16 protein-coding genes are annotated in these 21887 nt (G+C 45.0%); 9 read left to right on the forward strand and 7 right to left on the reverse strand.

The window, feature by feature from the left end:
• Nucleotides 1-42 precede the first annotated feature (42 nt).
• The 4 genes from ABNK31_RS03245 to ABNK31_RS03260 form a co-directional block, all read right to left on the reverse strand.
• Nucleotides 43-1230 carry a FecR family protein gene (locus tag ABNK31_RS03245; protein ID WP_418894297.1) on the reverse strand — a complete coding sequence of 396 codons (1188 nt, stop codon included), beginning with the start codon at nucleotides 1228-1230 and terminating at the stop codon, nucleotides 43-45.
• Between the two features lie 204 nt (nucleotides 1231-1434).
• Nucleotides 1435-1590, reverse strand: a complete 156-nt coding sequence (locus ABNK31_RS03250) for a hypothetical protein (RefSeq protein WP_418894298.1) — start codon at nucleotides 1588-1590, stop codon at nucleotides 1435-1437.
• 56 nt (nucleotides 1591-1646) lie between these two features.
• A complete protein-coding gene (locus ABNK31_RS03255) occupies nucleotides 1647-2192 on the reverse strand; it encodes an RNA polymerase sigma factor (RefSeq protein WP_418894299.1) in 546 nt (181 codons plus the stop codon).
• 192 nt (nucleotides 2193-2384) lie between these two features.
• Nucleotides 2385-4451 carry a TonB-dependent receptor plug domain-containing protein gene (locus ABNK31_RS03260; RefSeq protein WP_418894300.1) on the reverse strand — a complete coding sequence of 689 codons (2067 nt, stop codon included), beginning with the start codon at nucleotides 4449-4451 and terminating at the stop codon, nucleotides 2385-2387.
• A 158-nt stretch (nucleotides 4452-4609) separates the two neighbouring features.
• On the opposite strand from ABNK31_RS03260, the gene ABNK31_RS03265 reads away from it, so the two are divergent.
• Entirely contained in the window at nucleotides 4610-5902 is a 1293-nt protein-coding gene (locus ABNK31_RS03265) for an MATE family efflux transporter (protein ID WP_418894301.1), read from the forward strand.
• Between the two features lie 173 nt (nucleotides 5903-6075).
• Here the strand turns inward: ABNK31_RS03265 and ABNK31_RS03270 are convergent, their stop codons facing one another.
• Both ABNK31_RS03270 and ABNK31_RS03275 read right to left on the reverse strand, forming a co-directional pair.
• Nucleotides 6076-8364, reverse strand: a complete 2289-nt coding sequence (locus tag ABNK31_RS03270; protein WP_418894302.1) for an NADP-dependent malic enzyme — start codon at nucleotides 8362-8364, stop codon at nucleotides 6076-6078.
• Nucleotides 8365-8477: 113 nt separating this feature from the next.
• Nucleotides 8478-9398, reverse strand: coding sequence for a cation diffusion facilitator family transporter (locus ABNK31_RS03275; RefSeq protein ID WP_418894303.1), 921 nt, complete (start codon nucleotides 9396-9398; stop codon nucleotides 8478-8480).
• A gap of 332 nt (nucleotides 9399-9730) precedes the next feature.
• Here ABNK31_RS03275 and ABNK31_RS03280 point away from each other — a divergent pair, with 332 nt between their 5' ends.
• The 8 genes from ABNK31_RS03280 to ABNK31_RS03315 all read left to right on the forward strand — a co-directional run bounded on the left by ABNK31_RS03280 (nucleotide 9731) and on the right by ABNK31_RS03315 (nucleotide 20348).
• Nucleotides 9731-10876, forward strand: a complete 1146-nt coding sequence (locus ABNK31_RS03280; protein ID WP_418893787.1) for an IS110 family transposase — start codon at nucleotides 9731-9733, stop codon at nucleotides 10874-10876.
• Nucleotides 10877-11459: 583 nt separating this feature from the next.
• Nucleotides 11460-12605 (forward strand): IS110 family transposase, encoded by a 1146-nt coding sequence (locus ABNK31_RS03285; RefSeq protein WP_418893787.1) that lies wholly within the window; start codon nucleotides 11460-11462, stop codon nucleotides 12603-12605.
• 544 nt (nucleotides 12606-13149) lie between these two features.
• Entirely contained in the window at nucleotides 13150-13560 is a 411-nt protein-coding gene (locus ABNK31_RS03290) for a DUF5856 family protein (protein WP_418894304.1), read from the forward strand.
• A gap of 338 nt (nucleotides 13561-13898) precedes the next feature.
• Nucleotides 13899-17375: a DUF2723 domain-containing protein gene (locus ABNK31_RS03295; RefSeq protein WP_418894305.1), complete on the forward strand. Its 3477-nt coding sequence runs from the start codon at nucleotides 13899-13901 to the stop codon at nucleotides 17373-17375.
• Nucleotides 17376-17447: 72 nt separating this feature from the next.
• A complete protein-coding gene (locus tag ABNK31_RS03300) occupies nucleotides 17448-18092 on the forward strand; it encodes a polysaccharide deacetylase family protein (protein ID WP_418894306.1) in 645 nt (214 codons plus the stop codon).
• A 102-nt stretch (nucleotides 18093-18194) separates the two neighbouring features.
• A complete protein-coding gene (locus ABNK31_RS03305) occupies nucleotides 18195-18644 on the forward strand; it encodes a hypothetical protein (RefSeq protein WP_418894307.1) in 450 nt (149 codons plus the stop codon).
• Between the two features lie 176 nt (nucleotides 18645-18820).
• Nucleotides 18821-19558 carry a hypothetical protein gene (locus ABNK31_RS03310; protein ID WP_418894308.1) on the forward strand — a complete coding sequence of 246 codons (738 nt, stop codon included), beginning with the start codon at nucleotides 18821-18823 and terminating at the stop codon, nucleotides 19556-19558.
• Between the two features lie 112 nt (nucleotides 19559-19670).
• Complete coding sequence (locus tag ABNK31_RS03315; RefSeq protein WP_418894309.1) at nucleotides 19671-20348, forward strand: TlpA family protein disulfide reductase; 678 nt, start codon at nucleotides 19671-19673, stop codon at nucleotides 20346-20348.
• A gap of 371 nt (nucleotides 20349-20719) precedes the next feature.
• Here ABNK31_RS03315 and ABNK31_RS03320 read toward each other — a convergent pair whose 3' ends face one another.
• Nucleotides 20720-21871: an MFS transporter gene (locus ABNK31_RS03320; RefSeq protein WP_418894310.1), complete on the reverse strand. Its 1152-nt coding sequence runs from the start codon at nucleotides 21869-21871 to the stop codon at nucleotides 20720-20722.
• Nucleotides 21872-21887: the final 16 nt, after the last annotated feature.

Raw genomic sequence — 21887 nt, forward strand, 5'->3', positions numbered from 1 at the left:
AGCTTTTGAACTCGTTTTTTATTTGTTCATAGGCAATCTCTTTTAATTGTTTTCATTTGTAATATAAATCTGATGTTCTGTTCTCGTATATTTTGTTGATGTAAGTAACGCGATGGTTGCCATTACATTGTCTAAATTATCCGATAGATAGATTTTCCCGGTGCAAGTTCGTTTTTGTAACTGGATATCTTGTCCGAAATTGAAAGACAAATTATAGTAACGTTCTATTTGTTTCAATACTTCCGGTATGGGCGTCTTATCGAAAATCAAATACCCGTCTTTCCAACTAATAAATGAATTTATATCTACCAATCGTTTATCGAATGTATTTGATTGCGGATCGAAAATGGCTAGTTCATTCGGATGAAGACGCTGCTCGGGATGTTTCTTCGATGCTTGTAATGCAACGCTGCCTTCTACCAATACTACCGAAGAAGGGGTATCCGTATAGGTTGAGACATTAAATTTCGTACCGTATACCTTCACTAGAAAATCGGGTGTATGGACGTAAAATGATCTGTTCTTTTCCGGCGCGACTTCTATATACATTTCTCCGGATAAATAAATCTCGCGCGACTGCTTGCTGAAGGTGGAGGGGAATTCAACTACCGATCCGGAGTTCAGCCACACGTTACTTCCATCGGCAAGTTCTATTTTAGAACGCTTACCGTAAGGTACGATCAGTTTATTTAAAAATCCACCCTCCGTTTCTATCGATTCCTCGCGTCCGGATTGAATAACTTTAACGGTTCCTTCCGTGGTTATGGCAACATCAATATTTTCTTTATACGAAATGGTTTTCTCGGCAGTAATTAGTTGGATATTTTCATTGTTCAACTGATTACCGGAGATTAAATCCTTGTTATGCTCAAAAGAAGAACTCTCTTCACGGGAAAAATACAGTAATCCGACGATTATTGCGATAACGGCGCAAGCGGCTGATGCATATTGCAGATAACGGCGCAACTTTCTCTTTTTCCGGACAACTTGTGTCGACGATTGTATTTTTTTCAATAAAGATAAGCGTTCGTTTTCCGTCATCGACGGCTTATTCAATACCGATGTCTTCAAGTATTCTTTGGCGTAAGAAAGTTCTGCGGTTAAATCGGGATTCTTTTCAATAAAGGCATGCCAATATTCATCCAGCCGGTCATCCGGTAAGAGTTGCCATTGAATGAATTTACGGTCTTTTAGAAAATCCGTGTAATCGGTGTATTTATTGTCTCTCATTTTTAATAATCGATCGTTATGCCTAAAAACTCCTTGAATTTATTTTAGCATTCGTTGTTTAAGAGAGACGAGCCGGCAAAAGATTTATCCCCTCTTTTTTGAAAAATCTTACGGGTTTAACATAATGGGCATCTCTTTGCAAGATTAAGTTGGGATAAGGAGAGAAAAAACAAGCCCGAAAAGAAGAAATAAAAGAAAAATGGCTTATCGGGATTCATCCATCATTTTGGTTGGATTTTGCCGCACATCAAAAACATCGTGGATAAAAATTATTCCGTCTTCCATCCAGCTAATTGCTTCTTCGTTCTGCAATTGTAGGAACTTCTGTATAAATTCTAATTTTCTAGTTTGAATATCCATAATCCTATGCTTTAAAATGCCTGTACAAATATAGTGTTTTTAAATTACTTGCGAGTTTACATAATGGATAAGAAGAATAAAAGCGTCAAAGAGCCGTATTTTTCACGGAGGCTTTGAATGGCTTTCGATACCAGTTTGCGGCATCCATGGATGCTGATGTTTAGCAGTTCGGCTATTTCGGTATATTCATATTCCTGTACATACCGTAAATAAATTATTTCCCTTTGACGAGAGGTGAGAGAGTGCAACATTTCTTCTATTTGATGTTTCACCAGGGCTTGCTCTTCTTTTTCTATCAGAATGTCTTCCATATTGACGTGGATATCGAAAGGCTCTTCTTGGCTCTCTTCTACGGTGTGAATATCTATATATTGCCTGCGTGTACGATATAAGTCATATATTCTGTTTTTAAGCGATGCAAAAAGATAGAACTTCATGTTCTTGATCGTATCCGTCGGATTTTTTTCATCGGCCAACTTACAGAATATGTCGTGGATGGCGTCCATAGCCTGATCTCTATCCAATCCCAAATAGATGGCGTACGTAAATAAATCTTCTACATACAAGTTATAAATGGATTCTATGTCTTTGCTATTGATCATTTATTTTTTTTGAGACAGGCATCAAAATTAGCGTACAAATAAATGGAAAAAAGTTGAGAAATAGAAATAATTGTGTGTAAATGTAAATGAAGATGTTTTCAGGATTCGGTATTATAAGGAAAGAGGGAACTACCTAAAACCTTAAAGATTTTTGAGTTCCCTCTTCTGTTTATTTATTCCGATGGATAATTTTTACCGGATACGATAACTGATTCCTCCGGTAAGCCAGAATCCTGCTTGAGGAATATTTCCCAAATCGATGTGCTGGGAATTGAAAACATTGTTGGCGTTGACGGAAAAGTCAAAATCTTTCCATTCATAATTGACTTTTATATCCAATATACTGAAAGGTTTGTAATCGGTTTTCTCCCCATCGGCAGAATGCGCGTAATTGACGTAAGAGCCCGCCCTGTCTTGCCAACGGAAGTTCCATGATACCGACAAATCCTTCACAAGGGTATGTACCAGGTTGGCGGTAAACTTATGTCTCAAAAAGTTGCGGACATACATTGACACCGGGTTATTGATTTCTTTTTGAGACGCATAATCTTGTGTCAAATACGCATATCCGAGTTGGAGTAATTTGAAAGGGTTGCCGGAAGGAACGATTTCATCGAGGAATAATGAAAAAGACGCTTCCCCGCCATAGGTCTTGAGTACTTCATCTTTGTCGAGATTGATAGCCTGCCACTTGCTGTCGGCATCCGGTTTTATCCAATCAATCAAATTTTGGCTGCGGTTGTGATACAATGCAACGCTGCTGTTGAGGAAACGATTGTGGTATTTTATTCCTCCTTCAAGCGATTGGCTGTATTCCGGAAGTAATGCATCATTGCCGCTGTGAGTTTTCGTATTATAATACAAATCGGTGAAGGTCGGCATGCGCGTTGCTTTGTTCCAGGATGCGTACAAACTGACGTTTTTCGTAGCCCTGAAAGAGGCATTCACGGCAGGATAAAATGAATATTTGTTTACGATTGCCGTATTATGATTCAGCAATCCTCCCAACGAAAGCGTAAATTGATCAACGACGAAATTATGTTCGAGAAAGTAGCTGATATTGGTTCGATTGTAGGATTTCGTATACTTGCCGATGGCCTGATCCATTTTTTGTCCCAACACGCTGCTGAGAATACCTTCGTTACGAAATTCCCCGCCGAAGCTGGTAATACCGAGCGAAGAGGCATATTGCATGTTGAGGTTCGCGCCGAACACATCGCTGCGATGGTAATTATGATCGGTATACCATTCGGGGACATTCGGCGTCCCTTCCCTGATCAGCTGATATTCATCGTAGTGGCGGCTCCAGTAAAGGTGGGGAATAAACTTCAGCCGGCCATGGGTTTCCCCTCTGACCGATGCGAAAATCGCTTCCGTATCGTCAAACTGATTGGGGTATTGCGCCGAATAAAAAGTGTTGGCTCCATAGTCTTTATCATTATAACCTGCCTGTACATCGATATCGGCGTCTTGTAGGTCGAATCGGCTTTGCCACAACAGGTTCAGAATGTTATAGTCGCTGTTGGCGATATATCCGTCGGAGCGTTTGTATCCGGCGGAAAGCCGGTGAAGCGACGAGCCGGTTTTGTAAGCTCCGCGCGCCTCGGCGCCGAAGAGTCCGTGCATACCTCCTTCCACTTTCGCGTACGCGTTGGATTCGGAGTCTCTTTTTGTGATGATGTTGATACCCCCCGAAAATGCGCCTGCACCGTAAAGAAGAGATGCCGGTCCTTGGACGATTTCAATGCGCTCGATGTCGGAAAGATTAATGGGAATGTCGAAACTGTAGTGTCCGGTTTGAGGATTGGTAAGGTTAACACCGTTAAGAAGGATGGCAGCCTGGTCGAAAGAGCCTCCGCGGAGCGAAATGTCGGCCTGTACGCCGTGAGGCCCTCGTTGCAAAACGTCTACGCCTGCCACATACTGTAAAAGGTCTTCTACGCTGCGAACGGGCGAACGTTCAATGTCGGTTGCCGTGATCACCGTCACTTGTTTGGCTGCCAGATTCAATGGCAGATTCACTTTGGACGCAGTGACCACGATTTCCTCCAGTTCCTCTTGCGGAATGGAGTCCGAAAGTGTTGTTTTGTACATAGTTTCTACCGGGTTAACCGAAGCCGCGTGAGCGCTTATCAAAGCAGTGCCGGCCAGTACGCCGATGGTTACGGCTTTGTGCAGGCTGTTGAAAACGCTGTACGATTTGCGGGCAAACCGTTTGAAACGGAACACTTTCGTCGTGTTCATTTGTTTTTTGTTCATCTTTTTATTGTTTTAATTTAGTTAAAAAACGCGGTGCAAAACTACAAAAAGAATGCACAATGGACAATGCATAATGGAGAATTTTGCATTTTATATTTTGCATTATCCATTTTGTATTGTCCATTGTCCATTGTGCATTCTTTTGTAAATTTGCGCCCATGGACAGGAAAATCTTTCGGTTGGCAATCCCCAATATAATCTCGAATATAACCGTTCCGCTTATCGGTTTGGCGAATATCGGTATTGCGGGGCATTTGGATTCGGCGAAATATATCGGCGCCATGTCGCTCGGCGTGACCATCTTTAATATGATTTATTGGAATTTCAGTTTTCTGCGGATGTCTACCAGCGGGTTTACTTCGCAGGCATTGGGCGCCCGGAACTTAACCGAGGCGACGAGCGTTCTGCTTCGTTCCGTTATTGTGAGTGTTTCGCTGGGTGTGCTTATCATCTTGTTGCAATATCCGATCGGGCAATTCGCGTTTCGGTTTATCCTGTCGGGAGAGGAAATAAAAGGATATGTCGAAGCCTATTTCCGCATCTGCGTGTGGGGGGCGCCCGCCGTGCTGACGATGTACGCCTTCAACGGATGGTTTCTCGGCATGCAGAACGCGAAGACGCCCATGTTCATCGCCATTTTTAATAATATTCTGAACATCGGACTGAATTTCACCTTCGTGTTCGGGCTCGGGATGGATATCGAAGGGATTGCTCTGGGCACGTTGTTGTCGCAAATCATTACCCTTGCCGTCACGGTCACGGTATGGAGCCTGAAATACGGCAGGTTGAAAAAATATCTCCGTTATGCCGATCTATGGAATAAAGTGGCGTTGCGGTCGTTTTTTAAGGTAAATGCAGATGTGTTTGTCCGCACGTTTTTATTGACGATCGTTACCGGCTTTTTCACTTTCGCTTCTTCGTCGATGGGCGATACGTTATTGGCCGTCAATGCCCTGTTGATGGAGTTCTTTATGCTGTTCTCCTATTTTATGGATGGGTTTGCGTATGCGGGAGAAGCGCTCACGGGGAAATTTGTGGGAGCCGGAGATCGAAAGAACCTGAAAGCGATGATCCGTCGGCTGTTTTTCTGGGGATTTCTGGTGAATTTGGTCGCGGTTATCGCCTATTCTTTTTTCCCCGGCGAATTAATAAGCCTGCTGACCGATAAGGCCGAAGTGATTCGTGTGGCGAAGAGCTATACCTTCTGGACGGTGCTTATTCCGATAACCGGATTTGCCGCTTTTCTGTGGGATGGCGTTTTTATCGGCGCCACCTTATCGAAAGAAATGCGGAATACGATGATCTTTGCTTCGATGATGTTCTTCGCATGTTATTTTATTGCCGTGCCCCTTTTAGGAAATAACGGCCTCTGGCTTTCCTTTATTTTGTATCTCGGCATGAGAGCTTTTGTGCAGACGGTCATAGCCCGGAAAAGACTGAAGTTGATTTGATAAAGCCTGTCGCTTGAAACACTCCTTCGTCCGTCATTCCGCGTTTGACGCGGAATCCCCATAGTCATACTTCCGTTTATCAATGGATTGCGGGTCAATCCCGGAATGACGAAGGATGCAGGGGATTGCGGATCGAGTCCGCAATGACGAGTATTTAGGAGGACAAAAGCTTTTTATTTTTTTGCTTTATCGATTTGTTCCTGTACGATGGCGTCCAATACCGCTATGGCCGTCATGTTCACGATGTTTTGCACGGAGCTTTCCAAATCGAGGATGTGGATAGGCTTATTCAACCCCATCTGAATCGGGCCGATGCTGTCGGCAAGTCCCATCTCCAAGAGCATCTTGTATGTGATGTTGGCCGAATTGATATCGGGGAAGATGAGAGTGTTCACTTTTTTGCCGTCTATTTTGGAAAAAGGATATTTTGAGTGCCGCAACTTCTTATTGAGTGCGAAGTTCACTTGCATTTCCCCGTCGATTTGCATATCGGGATACTGCATATGTAATTTGTGGATCACTTCGCTCAAGCATGCCGGGTTGCCCGATTTCCCCGAACCGAAATTCGAGTAGGAGAGCAGCGCCATCACCGGTTCATGGGCAAAGAAACGGACCGAATCATGCGTGAGTTTCGCAATTTCTACCAGGTCGTCTACCGACGGCTTACGCATAAAGAGCGTGTCGGCCAGGAAAAGCGTTCCCTTTTTGGTGTTCAGGATGTGCATCGCCGCAATATTGTTGAGGCCTTCACGAATCCCGATGACATCTTTAGCCGCCTTTATGGTGTCGGCATATTTGGTGTACACGCCGGTAATCAACGCGTCGGCCTGCCCTGTTTCCACCATCATCATGCCGAAATAATTGCGTTCGTACATCTTCTCGTACGCTTCGTCGAAACTGATACCCTCACGGCTTCGTTTTTCCGCCAGATAGCGGGCAAAAGCAATACGGCGCTGTTCTTCCCGGTCGTGTCGGAGGTTCACGATTTCGATGCCGGTAAGGTCGATGTTGTTTTCGGCGGCGATGTTGGCGATTTTCTCTTCGTTTCCGAGTAAAACAGGGAAGCATATTTTCTCTGTCACGGCCATTTCCGCCGCTTTGAGCATGTTCACGTGATTCGACTCGGTGAAAACGACGCGCTTCGGATTCTCACGAGCCGTATCATAAAAGCGGCGCAACATTTTATTGTCGATCCCCATCAATTTACGCAAGTAGAGTTCGTAGCCTTCCCAGTCGGTAATCTGTTTGCGCGCTACGCCCGAATCCATCGCCGCTTTCGCGACGGCGGGAGAGACGGAAGTCAACAGGCGCGGGTCGAGAGGCTTGGGAATGATGTATTCCGGGCCGAAGCAGAGGCTTTTCAGTTCGTAAGCGGCATTCACCACATCGGGAACCGCCTTTTTGGTCAATTCGGCAATTGCGTTCACGGCGGCCAACTTCATTTCTTCGTTGATGCAAGTGGCTCGGGCATCCAATGCCCCCCTGAAAATATAAGGAAATCCCAACACATTATTGATCTGATTGGGATAATCGGAACGACCTGTGGCAAAAATAATATCTTTACGCGCTTCCATGGCCTCTTCATACGTAATCTCGGGGTCGGGATTCGCCAAAGCGAACACAATGGGATAATCGTTCATCGAGCGAACCATTTCTTTCGTTAATACATTCGCCACCGATAGTCCCAAGAAGACGTCGGCGCCGATCACCGCTTCTTCGAGCGTGGTCATGTTGCGCTCGGTGGCAAAAGGCTTTTTCCGGCTGTTTAAATCATTTCGATACACCGAGATCACACCTTTCGAGTCGACCATGACGATGTTCTCTCGCTTTGCCCCCAACGAGATGTATAAGTTCGTGCAAGAAACGGCAGCAGCGCCGGCGCCGTTGATGACGATCTTTACCTCTTCTATTTTTTTGTTTGTCAATTCGAGCGCATTGAGTAGTCCCGCACCCGATATAATGGCCGTCCCATGTTGGTCGTCATGCATGATGGGGATGCTCAACTCACTTTTCAGTCGTTCTTCTATCTCAAAACATTCCGGAGCTTTCACATCCTCCAGGTTGATGCCGCCGAAAGTCGGGGCGATGGCTTTTACGATTTCGATAAACTTTTGGGGATCCTTTTCATCGATTTCGATATCGAATACGTCGATTCCCGCAAATATCTTAAACAACAAACCCTTTCCTTCCATTACCGGCTTTCCCGCCATGGCGCCGATGTCGCCCAGTCCCAAGACGGAGGTGCCATTGGATATCACCGCCACCAGGTTGCCTTTCGAAGTATATTCATACGCTTTATCCGCATCTTTTTCGATTTCCAGACAAGGCTCCGCCACGCCGGGAGAATAAGCGAGAGAAAGATCCCGTTGAGAACTATAGGGCTTGGTCGGCACGACCTCTATTTTTCCGGGTTTGCCGGAGGAATGGTAGAGAAGGGCTTCTTCTCTTGTTATTTTTGCCATATTGAAGAATGAATAAGTAATTAAATGGATGATTTTTTTGAAAAAACGTACAAATATACGAAATAAAGATGTCAATCTCTCATCAATCTGCATCAATCTGCATCAATCTTCCGTTATCCGGCATCCGTTTTTTTCCGGTCTATGCCGATATCTTTCATCGAGGCCGGATCCTCGACCGGTTCCAGGTGGGTTGTCACGGTAACGGGCTCTTCAAACATGTCTTCGATCGATTCCTCCACCATATCGGCATGATCGTGGCCTTCCTTGACCGTCCATTCTCCGGGAACGAGCAGGTGCATCGAGATGAATTTACGCCGTCCTGCTTCGCGGGTGCGCAGCGAATGATAACTGATATCTTTTTCTTTTAAAGAATCTAAGTATAAGGTGATTTTGTTAAGATCTTCTACCGGGATAGAGGCATCCATTAATTCGCTCGCCGACCGGCTGACAAGCTTATATCCGGTGTAGATGATGTTGATTGCGACAGCGATAGCTATGACAGGGTCAAAAATAACCAGTCCGGTGACTTTCACCACAAAAATACCCGCGATCACCCCGATGGAAGTCCAGACGTCGGTCATCAGGTGCTTTCCGTCGGCTTCCAACACCATCGATTTGTTTTTCTTGCCGTTATAAATCAATATGCGTCCTACGATGAAATTGACCACTGTGGCGATGAACGAAATGATGATACCGATACTGATTTTTTCGATGGGATGGGGGGTGATGATTCGCTGTATAGCCGAATAAATAATGCTGAACGCCGCAACCAGGATGAGGGCGCCTTCTATCGCGCTCGAAAAATACTCGGCCTTTCCGTGCCCGTATACGTGCCCTTTATCGGCCGGCTTTTGGGACACGGTGAACATGATGAGGGCTACTATCGCCGCGAATAAATTGACCAACGATTCCAACGCATCGGAATAGAGTCCCATCGAACCGGTTGCAAGATAAGCCCCAAACTTGAGTGTAATCGTCACGATTGCCGCGGCAATCGATAGATAGAGATACTTTTTGAGAGATGTGGAATACATACGTTGTGAATTTAGAAACTGTTTTGAATTTTTTTATGCGGTGTTTTTTAGTCATTTTTTGATGGATTTGAACTTTCGTTTCGTATCGAATAGCGGGCTATTTGAAAGAAAGGAAAGTTCAAAGGCGCAAAAAAAGGCAAAAAACAGCCTAAAAGAATAAACAAAATTACATGAAAATTAGGGTATTTCCAAGCGCGTGAAATAAAAATCAAGGCCACTTGAACTTTTTCAGGCTTACCGTACCGTGCTCGAAGCACAAATGTTACCTTTGAAAGTTGGTTCTTTGACCAATAAAATTAACTAATTGTCTAACAATTAAATTCCGGCAATTTATGGAAAAAGCTTGTGGCCTTGACGTTCACAAAGATAGTGTATTTGCTTGTATTCTGGACGAGCAAGGCAATAAAATTTTCGAGAAGCGTTTCGGGACACTCACCCCCGAGCTAACCTCCCTGCGTGACACCTTGGTGTCGCATGGCTGTGGCAGAGTCGCCATGGAGAGTACCAGCATCTATTGGATGCCTGTGTGGCATGTCCTGGCGTCTGATTTTTCGCTAAAACTGGCCAACCCTTATTTCATCAGGCAATTGCCCGGCCGTAAAAGTGACGTGAAGGACGCTCATTGGATAGCCCAATGCCTCCAGAAGGGTTTAATAAAAGGCAGCTTCGTACCCGAGGGGGTATTACAGGAAATGCGTCAATACGGCAGGCAATGCTTCCGTCTCACCAAAAACCGGGTCCGTCTTGAACAACAACTGGACAACCAGTTGCAGCGCTGTAACATCCGGTTCAGCAACTATGTCTCGAACCAGGGGAACAATGTCTCGCTACGCAAGATCATTAATGCCCTCATACAGGGGGAACGCGACCGCGGCAAACTTGCCCGGCTGGTTCACGGACGTATCAGGAACAAGCACGGGGACCAGGTCATTGGCGATTCCCTGGACGGAGTACTGTGCCCAACTGACATTGAATTGCTCAAACAATGTATGGAACAACTGGATTTGTTTGAAAAACAGCAGGCTGCTTGCCTTAACCATTTAGAAGAACTTGCGGATAAATATTATGCAAGGGAAATCTCATTGCTGTGTACCATACCGGGCATCCAAAAATACAGCGCGATGTGTATCCTCTCTGAAATCGGCAATGACATGGGCGCCTTCGGTTCGGCTTCCCAGTTAGTGGGCTGGGCCGGGCTACGCCCCAGGAACGATGAGTCGGCGGGCAAGATACAGTCCCGTAAAACCCTTCACGGGAACAAGTATCTTAGAAAGTCGCTTATTCAAGTTTCCTGGTCGGCAGCCCGTTCGAAAAGGTCGTTTTTGGGTAAAAAGTACAATCAGCTCTCCAGACGGATGAAATCGCAGAAGGCGTTAATGGCTATAACACGTAAAATACTGGTAATCATTTTTAACGTGTTGAAAACAGGGCAACCCTTTGATGCCAACAGAAATTTACAGGCGGTAACGCCTGGTTGAGAAACCTTCCCACCGGATAGTTTCTTCCGGCATCACCTCAGTTCCCTACCTTTGTGGCGACATGTTGAAAAACATGATCCCGTGTTCTCAAAATGATCGACAGGCTTTGCCGGCAATGAAAGCGCGTGTGAGACAGGAAAGCTCGTAGAGGAAAGTATATTATTATTCCATTATTCCGGTCTTTAAAAATAAAGACGGGTGGTTTTCCCGTGCCTGCCCATGAAATAAAGACATAAGTAAGGTTCTGTATATTAAATGAGTATACGGGTTATTATTAAGGGTTGTCATGGGGATTTTTAGAGGAAAGAAAGGAAAGTTCAAAGGCGCAAAAAAGGCAAAAAACAGCCTAAAAGAATAAACAAAATCATATCATTCGGAAAATTCAAAACAGTTTCTTAGCAAAGCCGGAGCGCAAAATTACATGAAAATTAGGGTATTTCCAAGCGCGTGAAATAAAAATCAAGGCCACTTGAACTTTTTCAGGCTTACCGTACCGTGCTCGAAGCACAAATGTTACCTTTGAAAGTTGGTTCTTTGACCAATAAAATTAACTAATTGTCTAACAATTAAATTCCGGCAATTTATGGAAAAAGCTTGTGGCCTTGACGTTCACAAAGATAGTGTATTTGCTTGTATTCTGGACGAGCAAGGCAATAAAATTTTCGAGAAGCGTTTCGGGACACTCACCCCCGAGCTAACCTCCCTGCGTGACACCTTGGTGTCGCATGGCTGTGGCAGAGTCGCCATGGAGAGTACCAGCATCTATTGGATGCCTGTGTGGCATGTCCTGGCGTCTGATTTTTCGCTAAAACTGGCCAACCCTTATTTCATCAGGCAATTGCCCGGCCGTAAAAGTGACGTGAAGGACGCTCATTGGATAGCCCAATGCCTCCAGAAGGGTTTAATAAAAGGCAGCTTCGTACCCGAGGGGGTATTACAGGAAATGCGTCAATACGGCAGGCAATGCTTCCGTCTCACCAAAAACCGGGTCCGTCTTGAACAACAACTGGACAACCAGTTGCAGCGCTGTAACATCCGGTTCAGCAACTATGTCTCGAACCAGGGGAACAATGTCTCGCTACGCAAGATCATTAATGCCCTCATACAGGGGGAACGCGACCGCGGCAAACTTGCCCGGCTGGTTCACGGACGTATCAGGAACAAGCACGGGGACCAGGTCATTGGCGATTCCCTGGACGGAGTACTGTGCCCAACTGACATTGAATTGCTCAAACAATGTATGGAACAACTGGATTTGTTTGAAAAACAGCAGGCTGCTTGCCTTAACCATTTAGAAGAACTTGCGGATAAATATTATGCAAGGGAAATCTCATTGCTGTGTACCATACCGGGCATCCAAAAATACAGCGCGATGTGTATCCTCTCTGAAATCGGCAATGACATGGGCGCCTTCGGTTCGGCTTCCCAGTTAGTGGGCTGGGCCGGGCTACGCCCCAGGAACGATGAGTCGGCGGGCAAGATACAGTCCCGTAAAACCCTTCACGGGAACAAGTATCTTAGAAAGTCGCTTATTCAAGTTTCCTGGTCGGCAGCCCGTTCGAAAAGGTCGTTTTTGGGTAAAAAGTACAATCAGCTCTCCAGACGGATGAAATCGCAGAAGGCGTTAATGGCTATAACACGTAAAATACTGGTAATCATTTTTAACGTGTTGAAAACAGGGCAACCCTTTGATGCCAACAGAAATTTACAGGCGGTAACGCCTGGTTGAGAAACCTTCCCACCGGATAGTTTCTTCCGGCATCACCTCAGTTCCCTACCTTTGTGGCGACATGTTGAAAAACATGATCCCGTGTTCTCAAAATGATCGACAGGCTTTGCCGGCAATGAAAGCGCGTGTGAGACAGGAAAGCTCGTAGAGGAAAGTATATTATTATTCCATTATTCCGGTCTTTAAAAATAAAGACGGGTGGTTTTCCCGTGCCTGCCCATGAAATAAAGACATAAGTAAGGTTCTGTATATTAAATGAGTATACGGGTTATTATTAAGGGTTGTCATGGGGATTTTTAGAGGAAAGGTATATATTTTTTATAATTATCCGCAAGACGTCAAGTTTCTTTTTTATCCTCCTTTCCCGCCGAACGCCTTCCCGCCGTTTGAACGGTTGGACGGGATTCCCGTTTCTATTTAGGTGCCGCTTCTCATCGGTATATAGATGAAGCCTATTATGCATCTATATGTTCAATCGGAATAGGAGCACTTTTTCCATTTCCAAGTGTTTTATAAGCATAGAAACAATTCAAAAATAAAAGTTATGAATACAACAACATTAAAACAACCCGATTCAAAAGTCATTTCAGCAAATAAAGAAATGGCCACGTTTATTGGCAACCTGTTTTCGTTTAACAGTAGTTTGAAACTGTATCATTGGCATGTAACCGGCAAAGGAAGTTACGCTCAGCATATTGCATTGGATCAAGCGATCGCCGGTTTGTCGGATGTCACCGACCGTATTGCCGAAACAACCTATGCGTTGAAAGGTGATTTGGATATTGTGATTCCTGAAACTTCCAATCCTCGGGATATCGTAAAACATGCCTCGGATTTTTACCAGTATGTAGAATCCAATCGCGAGTTATTCAGCGAAGCATTTACCCAATCCATTTTAGATGATTATCAGGAGGCCATCCAACAGCTTCTATACCGGTTAGTCCGGCTGCAATAATTCTTTTTTAAGAAGAATTTTTTATGTTTTACCGGGGATGTCGTTCTGAACGACATTTCCGGTTTTTTCGATTTAATGATTCGCGATACCCGGTTTGCATCCTCTGCGGGAGATAACGTCTAAATCGCAAATAGAGACATTTCTGTTTTTACTTTTCAGCCCCGAAAGGCGTGCGATGACGGAAAGACCGTTGAGTTTCACGTTTTTTAATACAACAAAATAAGAATGGCTTTGTACCTCACCCTTATATATAAAGAGTTTTATGTATCTTTGCTGCGATTTTCATTATCACAACGTCTTTTCAATCGGATATATACGATTCAGAAATCGAAAAACAAATGAAGAAATATAAGTTGATCAACAACATCGCCGGTTGGGGCGTGTTTGCTATTGCGGCCATCGTCTATTTATTGACGATCGAACCCACGGCCAGTTTTTGGGATTGCGGAGAGTTTATCACCTCTGCTTATAAGCTCGAAGTCGGACACCCGCCCGGAGCGCCGTTCTTCATGCTGGTGGGAAACCTCTTTACACAATTTGCTTCCGATCCGTCGCAAGTGGCCAAGATGGTAAACAGCATGTCGGCTTTGTTGAGCGCTTTCACGATACTGTTCCTGTTTTGGACCCTCACGCATTTGACCCGTAAGTTGGTGGCCGGTAAGGAACAAGACACGATGACGTTGGGCCAGATTATCACCATTATCGGCAGCGGTGTGGTGGGTGCATTGGCCTATACGTTTTCCGATACATTCTGGTTCTCGGCGGTCGAAGGCGAAGTATACGCCTTTTCGTCGATGTTGACGGCTTTGGTGTTTTGGCTTATCCTGAAATGGGAAGCGAATGCCGACAAGCCCGGGTCAGACAAGTGGATCGTGCTGATTGCCTACATTATGGGGTTGTCTGTCGGTGTTCACTTGCTCAATTTACTCTGCATTCCCGCCATCGTATTGGTGTATTACTTCAAGAGAAATGAAACTCCCACCTGGAAAGGCGGGCTCCTGTATCTGTTGCTGTCTTTCGCCCTTATCGTCGTGGTGATGTATGGCGTTATTCCCGGTTTTACAAAGGTCGGCGGCTGGTTTGAACTATTCTTTGTCAATTCATTGGGAATGTCGTACAACTCCGGCTTCTTCATTTATCTGGTATTGCTTTTGGCCAGCCTCTCATGGTGTTTATTCGAGACGGTGTCGGCGAAAGGAAAAGAATCGAGGGCGAAGGTGGCGTTTTTCATCAGCCTGGCGTTGGCCGGTATTCTTTTCATCAGTGGAAGCGTTTTGTTGTGGGTCGTTCTTGTAGCCTTGGCTGCGTACTTTATCTTTAAGGATAAGCGACTGCACAACCGGTTTATCCATTTGGCCGCTTCCTCCCTGACGGTTATGTTGATCGGATTTTCAGCCTATGCGTTGATTCCGATTCGTTCGGCCGCCAATCCGCCGTTGGATTTAAATTCTCCCGAAGATGTTTTCTCGCTGGGAAGCTACCTGAACCGGGAGCAGTACGGGCAAACGCCGTTGTTCTATGGGCATACCTATGCCTCGCAGGTACAGCGGAACGCGGATGGAACGCCCGTATATACAAGTCAGAAAAAATACGGGAAGATTGTCAAGAAATCTCCCGAAGAAAAAGACCGTTATGTGGCTTCGGAAGTCCCTACCTATAAATATACCAACAGCATGCTTTTCCCGCGGATGCACACGCATCAGGGCGAGCCGGGATACCGGAATCATATCATAGGATATGAGCGTTGGGGCGATGTCGCCGATCCGAACAAGCCGCCCACGTTGTGGCAGAATATCCGTTTCTTCTTCGGTTATCAATTGAATTATATGTACTTCCGCTATTTCCTGTGGAATTTCTCCGGAAGGCAAAATGATATTCAGGGCGACGGGGGACTGATGTACGGAAATTGGATTACCGGTATTCCGCCCATCGATAACCATGTGTTGGGCCTTGGCCCGCAAGACGATATCGCTCCCGATATTGCCGATAACAGAGCACATAATAAGTTTTATATGTTGCCCCTTATCTTGGGGCTCATCGGCATTCTTTATCAATTTAAATTGAAAGAAAAAGGGAAGCAAAGCTTTATCATTGTGTTCCTGCTCTTCTTTATGACGGGCATCGCCATCGTGCTGTATCTGAACCAAACGCCTTTCGAACCGCGTGAACGGGATTATGCGTATGCGGGTTCTTTTTACGCTTTTGCTATCTGGATAGGGTTGGGCGTGGCTGGCATCGACTATTTCCTCCGTAAATATATCAAGAACCGTACGGCATCGGCGGTTGTGGCATCGGTCATCGGGGTATTGATCCCGTTGCAGATGGTCGGGCAGACGTGGGATGACCACGATCGTTCGGGCAGAACGTTGGCGCGCGACACGGGGATGAATTACCTGAGTTCGGTCGGCCCTGACGGTATCATCTTCACCAATGGCGATAATGATACCTATCCGCTGTGGTATGTACAGGAAACGGAAGGTTTTCGTACCGATGTGCGTGTGACGAACCTCAGCTTCCTGCAAACAGAATGGTATATTGACCAACTGGTACGCCAAGCCTACGAGTCGAAACCGTTGCCCATTAGCTGGACTCGCCCGCAATATTGGGATGAAGCAGCTAGTTACGCTCATATCATTACGAAGCAGGAAATTGAAAAGGCGCTTCAGGATAATAACATCCCGGCGTACTCTTTCCCGACATATTACGATATAAACGCATTCAAAGATACGATCTCCCTCAGGCAAACAATGGAGAGCCTGCGTACGGGACAAAACGCCCAACCCGCCAATCCGTTTACCACCGGCGATACCCGCATCATCCCCGGAAATCAGCTTTATCTGGATGTGGATACGGCTCGAGTCGACTGGGCTGCGATGCATGCCCGCCCGGCAAGCAGGATGTATGTCAATTTGGGCGGTAAATCGTCGGTATATCGTCATGAAATGATGATTCTCGAGATGCTTTCCAATATTAATGACGGAAATTGGACACGCCCACTGTATTACGCGACCACGGTCGAACAGAGTTTGTATCTGAATATGAAAGACCGGAATTTTTCACTGAACGGGCTTACCTATCAAGTCGTTCCGGGAACGCCCTTGAGCAATCGCGTCAATATACACGCGGCGTATGAGAATATGATGACGAAGTTCCGTTGGGGCGGATTGGAAGAGAATCCCGATATCTATCTCGACGAAACGAGCCGGCGTATGATCTCTACTTTCCGTCTGTCTTTTTCGGAATTGATTAATGCCTTGATAGACGAAGGCGAAAACGAAAAAGCATTGGCTGCGCTGGATAAATGCACCACGGTGATGCCCGGATCGGCAGTTCCTTACCGGAATGACGGTCTTCTTTTTGCCCGGGCTTATTACAGTTTGGGTGAGACGGAAAAGGCGCAGGCGCTTATATCGCAAATCAGCGAGCGGGTGAACCGTAACCTCGATTGGTTCGGACGCTTGAAGCCTCAACAGGTGAATAATAACCTGAGCGATGTTATCTATAATAATATAAATCCGTTACTGTTGATTGCCACGATCTACCAAGAGTACGACCGCGAAAAGTATCAGGTAATGGTGGATGATTTGTTGCAACGGGCGCAAGTGTATTATACGCAAGGAGTGTCTTACGTGGGCGATACCATTCTCCGCGAGTTAACCAATAGCTCTATCCGGGGGTATTACCTGACCGATACGGCTTCGGTGGACACGGCGCAGCAGTCGGTGGAAGCGCAAACAATGGAGAAAGCGCTGAAAATGATGCAGCAATTCAGTCCCCGTTTGCTGGAGCAATACAATAAACAAGCGGCACAATAACAAAAAATGATTGAAATACTCACTTGACGATGCGATAATCGGCGGGTGGGTATTTCTTCTATTATATTCTTTATGTTGATTGAACAACCCCCTAAGTTTTACAGGTGCTTATATCCGGAAACAATCTGGAGGATTCCTCATCCCGGCAAAAAAACGATCTATCTTACTTTCGACGACGGCCCCATTCCCGAGGTCACGCCGTGGGTGCTCGAGGTGCTGGATAAGTACGGTATAAAAGCAACTTTCTTTTGTGTGGGCGATAATGTCCGCAAGTATCCCTCCGTATATCGGATGTTGTTGGATAACGGACATCGTACCGGAAACCACACTTTCAATCACTTGCAGGGATGGCAGCATACGTCCGGTTTCTTTTTGGCCAATGCCGCTAAAGCGGCGGCGCTCATCGACTCCCCGCTTTTCCGCCCTCCGCACGGGCATATGATGGCTCCCCAGCCCCGCCTGCTGCGCAAAGCCGGCTATCACATCATTATGTGGGATGTGGTGACGCGCGATTACAGTAAGTACATGACACCGGAGCAGGTGCTCGAGAATGTGAAAAAGTATACCCGCGACGGATCGATCATCGTCTTTCATGACTCCCTGAAAGCGGAAAAGAACCTTCGTTATGCATTGCCCCGGGCCATCGAGTGGTTGCTCGGGCAAGGATATGATTTCGAACCGGTGCCGTGGAGCGGGACTTCCGAAGGTTCTCTTTAACTCTCCCCTTAGCGTAAGGGGAGCACCGAGGAGCGGGGAGGGGGTATAGTGATGAAAGATGTGAAATAACCTTTTCCTCCTTGCCCCGAGGCCGGGCTAAAGGTGGCAAAACTTACTCGTATGCCGCCCAACGTCTCTGGTGCGATGGATAAGGTGGCGGGTACGGCGCCCAAAATCACTCGTACGGTGACCAAAGTGGCCCATACGGTGTCCAAAGACACTCGTACGGTGCCCAAAGTGGTGCGTACGGCGGGCAAACAAGCACAAACAGCGGCCAAAGTCGCTTCGACCGGCCAAAATGTCACAGGTGCATCGGGAAAAGTCGTTCTGCTCTTTTCCAAAGTCGTTCCGACAGGCCGGGAAGTCTTTCTTCCGGTTTCCGAAGTCGAACATGTAACGGCCAAAGTCAATCTTACCTCGAGCAAACTCGATCTCGCATCGGGCAAACTCAGTCTCGCATCGGCTAAACTCAGTCTGACAGTATCCGAAGTCGATCTGACAAAGGAGAATGTAGCCTGGAACAGACAAAATGTCAGGCGCTCTTCTCCATGAAAGAGCGAACGTACCGGAATGACGGTCTTTCGGTTCATAACGCCCTTAATCTTTGTTGATTTTAATTATACTTGGCGCCTCTGATTATTTATATATTTTAACCTGAAAGATTTGGAGCCTACCTCCCGCTTTCCTAACTTTCGGAAATTTTAGTTCAAATCATTAAAAAAACAATTATGACCACGAGAGATTCTAACACGTATAGAATGGCTCGTACCGTGAAGGTCATCCTCCATCAGCACGAACCGGTTTGGAATGAACAAGTAAGATTTGCCCTGGAAGCGGGTAATTTCACTGGTATTGTCGATGCATTGGAGCCCCATGCCGAGGGTTCCCTTATCGTTACCAAGGGAGCCAGCACGGATAAGGATAACATGGCGCTTGAAATGTACCGGAAAACGGCCGATATCGCCCAGAGGGTATCGGTATACGCCCTCGATACCGGAAATATGGAACTGCACGACCAGTTGCGTGTCAGCCGCAATTCGTTGGCAAGCCTGAAGGAAGTCGATGCCTTCACCAAGGTGAAAGACATTTACAATCGGGTCATGCCCATATTGAGCGCGGTTCCGCCCGCTGGCGAGGGGGGCAAAACGGGAACGGAAGGCGTTGCACCCGAAAACACCCAACTTTCGTTACCCGACTATGCCGTGAATGAAACGGAAATGTCCGGACTGAAAACCATCATCGACACCTACGATGCGTTACTGGGCAAACCCCGCGACCTGCAGTTGGAGCGCAAACGCCACAACCAGACCATCCCCGAATTGATGAAAGAGCTGCGCAAGAGCCTCTACAAGCTCGACAGCCTGATCAATATCTTCGCCGGCACGGACTTCTATACGGATTACAAGAACGCCCGCATCACCATCGACCGCGGCGGCAGCCCCAAAAAAGAGGAAGAGAAGAAATAAAGGCGCAATATTTTATCTAATGAATGAGAGAGTCGAGAATAAGAACGATGAATAATATGGAAACTTTTTTCAAAGAAGATTCATAATCATAAGCCATTTTTATACAAACAGGATGAGTAAATATATTATACTGCTATTTTGCAGCGTTGTTTATATCAACTCTTATTCACAGGAGCACGCAAAAGTAACTCAAAACTCCGATGGAAGTATCTCTGTTCAATCAGAAGGTAACGAATGGTTCGATCCTTCGGGCAACATTATTTCGGAAAAACAAATGAAGGATTCGTTAAAAACAGGAAGGTATAGCATAACCATAGATACAAATTCTTCTATTGCTAAAATACATTTAGTCAATAATTATCCGGCAAAAACGAAAATTATCGGGAAGAAGTTGCCGCCATTGTTATATCCGGATTTATCAGGACGCCCAGTAGATATTGCCACAAATGCTAAAAAATCCGTTTTAAGTTTTTGGAGTATTACATGTGCACCTTGTATTCGAGAGTTGTCGGTATTCAATTTGTTGGCTAAAGAGTATCCTAATATTGATTTTTATGCCATAACAAGCGATGATAAAGATAGTGTCGTGCATTTTTTAGAGCAAAATAACGAGAAGTGGGATAATATCGTTATCATTCCTGATTATAATAAAGAAGCCTATGATCCGGGCATTTATGTTTATCCCTCAACATTTCTTATTAATAAAGAGAGAATTATTCAAAATGTGTTTTGGGGGGCATCTTTAAGGCAAATATTCACAGCTTTGGATGTTTTGGACAAAGAGTCCTGACGAAATATGAGGAATGACGGAAATAGATGATTTTCCGGCGCCAATCCGGCTTGCCAATTCTTGCTGTGTCATTTTCTCCGCTTTGCGTGCATTACGAATCAACTGTCCGGTTATAATACGAATATGCCTTATGGCGGAATACCTCGCGTTTTGGAGTACCTTCTTCGCCATACAACGAATCGAGTATCAAATCGTAATCTGCAAGTTTGTGATTATTCAAATGTTATATTCCGTTCGTAATTCATATAATCCTTCGCGGAGGGATGAAACAAACTTTGATGATACTCGCGCCCGAGTTTTTAGCAAATCAAGGCCGTAGTGAATCTTTTGCTGCTCTTTTGACGAAATCGTCTCCATGGAGGATATCGCTTTTAAGCGATTTTTTTAGTTAGCCATACCATATACAACCATACGATGAGAATAGTTATAATTCCCATACTTTGATTCTGTGTCATATCTGTTATCTTTCCTATAATAGGAGGGAGGATGGCTCCCCCCGAAACCCCCATAATAAGAATAGCCGATATTTCGTTCTCTTTTTTCGGAAACTTTTGCATTGACAAAGAAAAAATAATGGCAAACAGATTTGAATAGCCAAGACCAAATAGTCCGACGGATAGAAGAACCAACCAGACGTTATGCGAAAATACGAGCATGAGGATCAATCCCAGTAAAGCTAACCATACACTTACTCGATAAAATTTAACTTCCGATATAGACATGAGTAAAATTCCCCCGAGTAAAGCTCCCGCAGCTCTTGCAAAAAAATACACACTGTTACCCAATCCTGCTTCGGTAAGAATGATATCATTATTCTCCAATAAAAATTTTGGGAAGGTAATATTTATGCTCACATCCACACTTACCAATACTAAAATACCAATGAAAAATGGGAGCAGGCGTTTATCTTGCAATAACCTTAATATGCTTGGGAAAGACACCCTTTTTATATTTTCCGTATTTTCTTTAATAGGAGTACTTATGAGCCATATAAATCCGATTAGTGAGATGACCGAATACACAATAAAAATTGTTTTCCATTCGTAATTATTCAATACAAAAAAACTAACGAGTAGAGGACCGGTAAAGGAACAAATGGCTTTGACAAATTGTCCCAACGTCAACGTTCCTGTTAGTTTATTGCTTGCAACAACATCGGTTACCAGTGGATTTAAAGCAACCTGCAAGATCGTATTTCCGATTCCAATTACAGCGAAAATGATTAATATGGAGGTATAACTGTAGTTTAAAAATATTAACCCTAATGCAATGGCTTGAATAATGAAACTCAATAATACAATATTCTTTCGGCCGTATTTATTCATTAACATGCTTGTAGGGACTGAAAATAAGAGAAACCATAGAAAGCATGATGTCGCAAGCATATTGACGACAGAATCGCTTAATTCTACAAAATCAACTTTTATATAATTTATGGCAATACCTATAATATCTACAAAACCCATAATGAAAAAGCCAAACAATACAGGCAATATTTTTATTAGTAGCGATTTTTTATTCATTTAAATAATGTGTTTT

The sequence above is a fragment of the Limibacterium fermenti genome (genome assembly GCF_041902845.1).
Lineage (GTDB): Bacteria > Bacteroidota > Bacteroidia > Bacteroidales > Dysgonomonadaceae > Limibacterium > Limibacterium fermenti.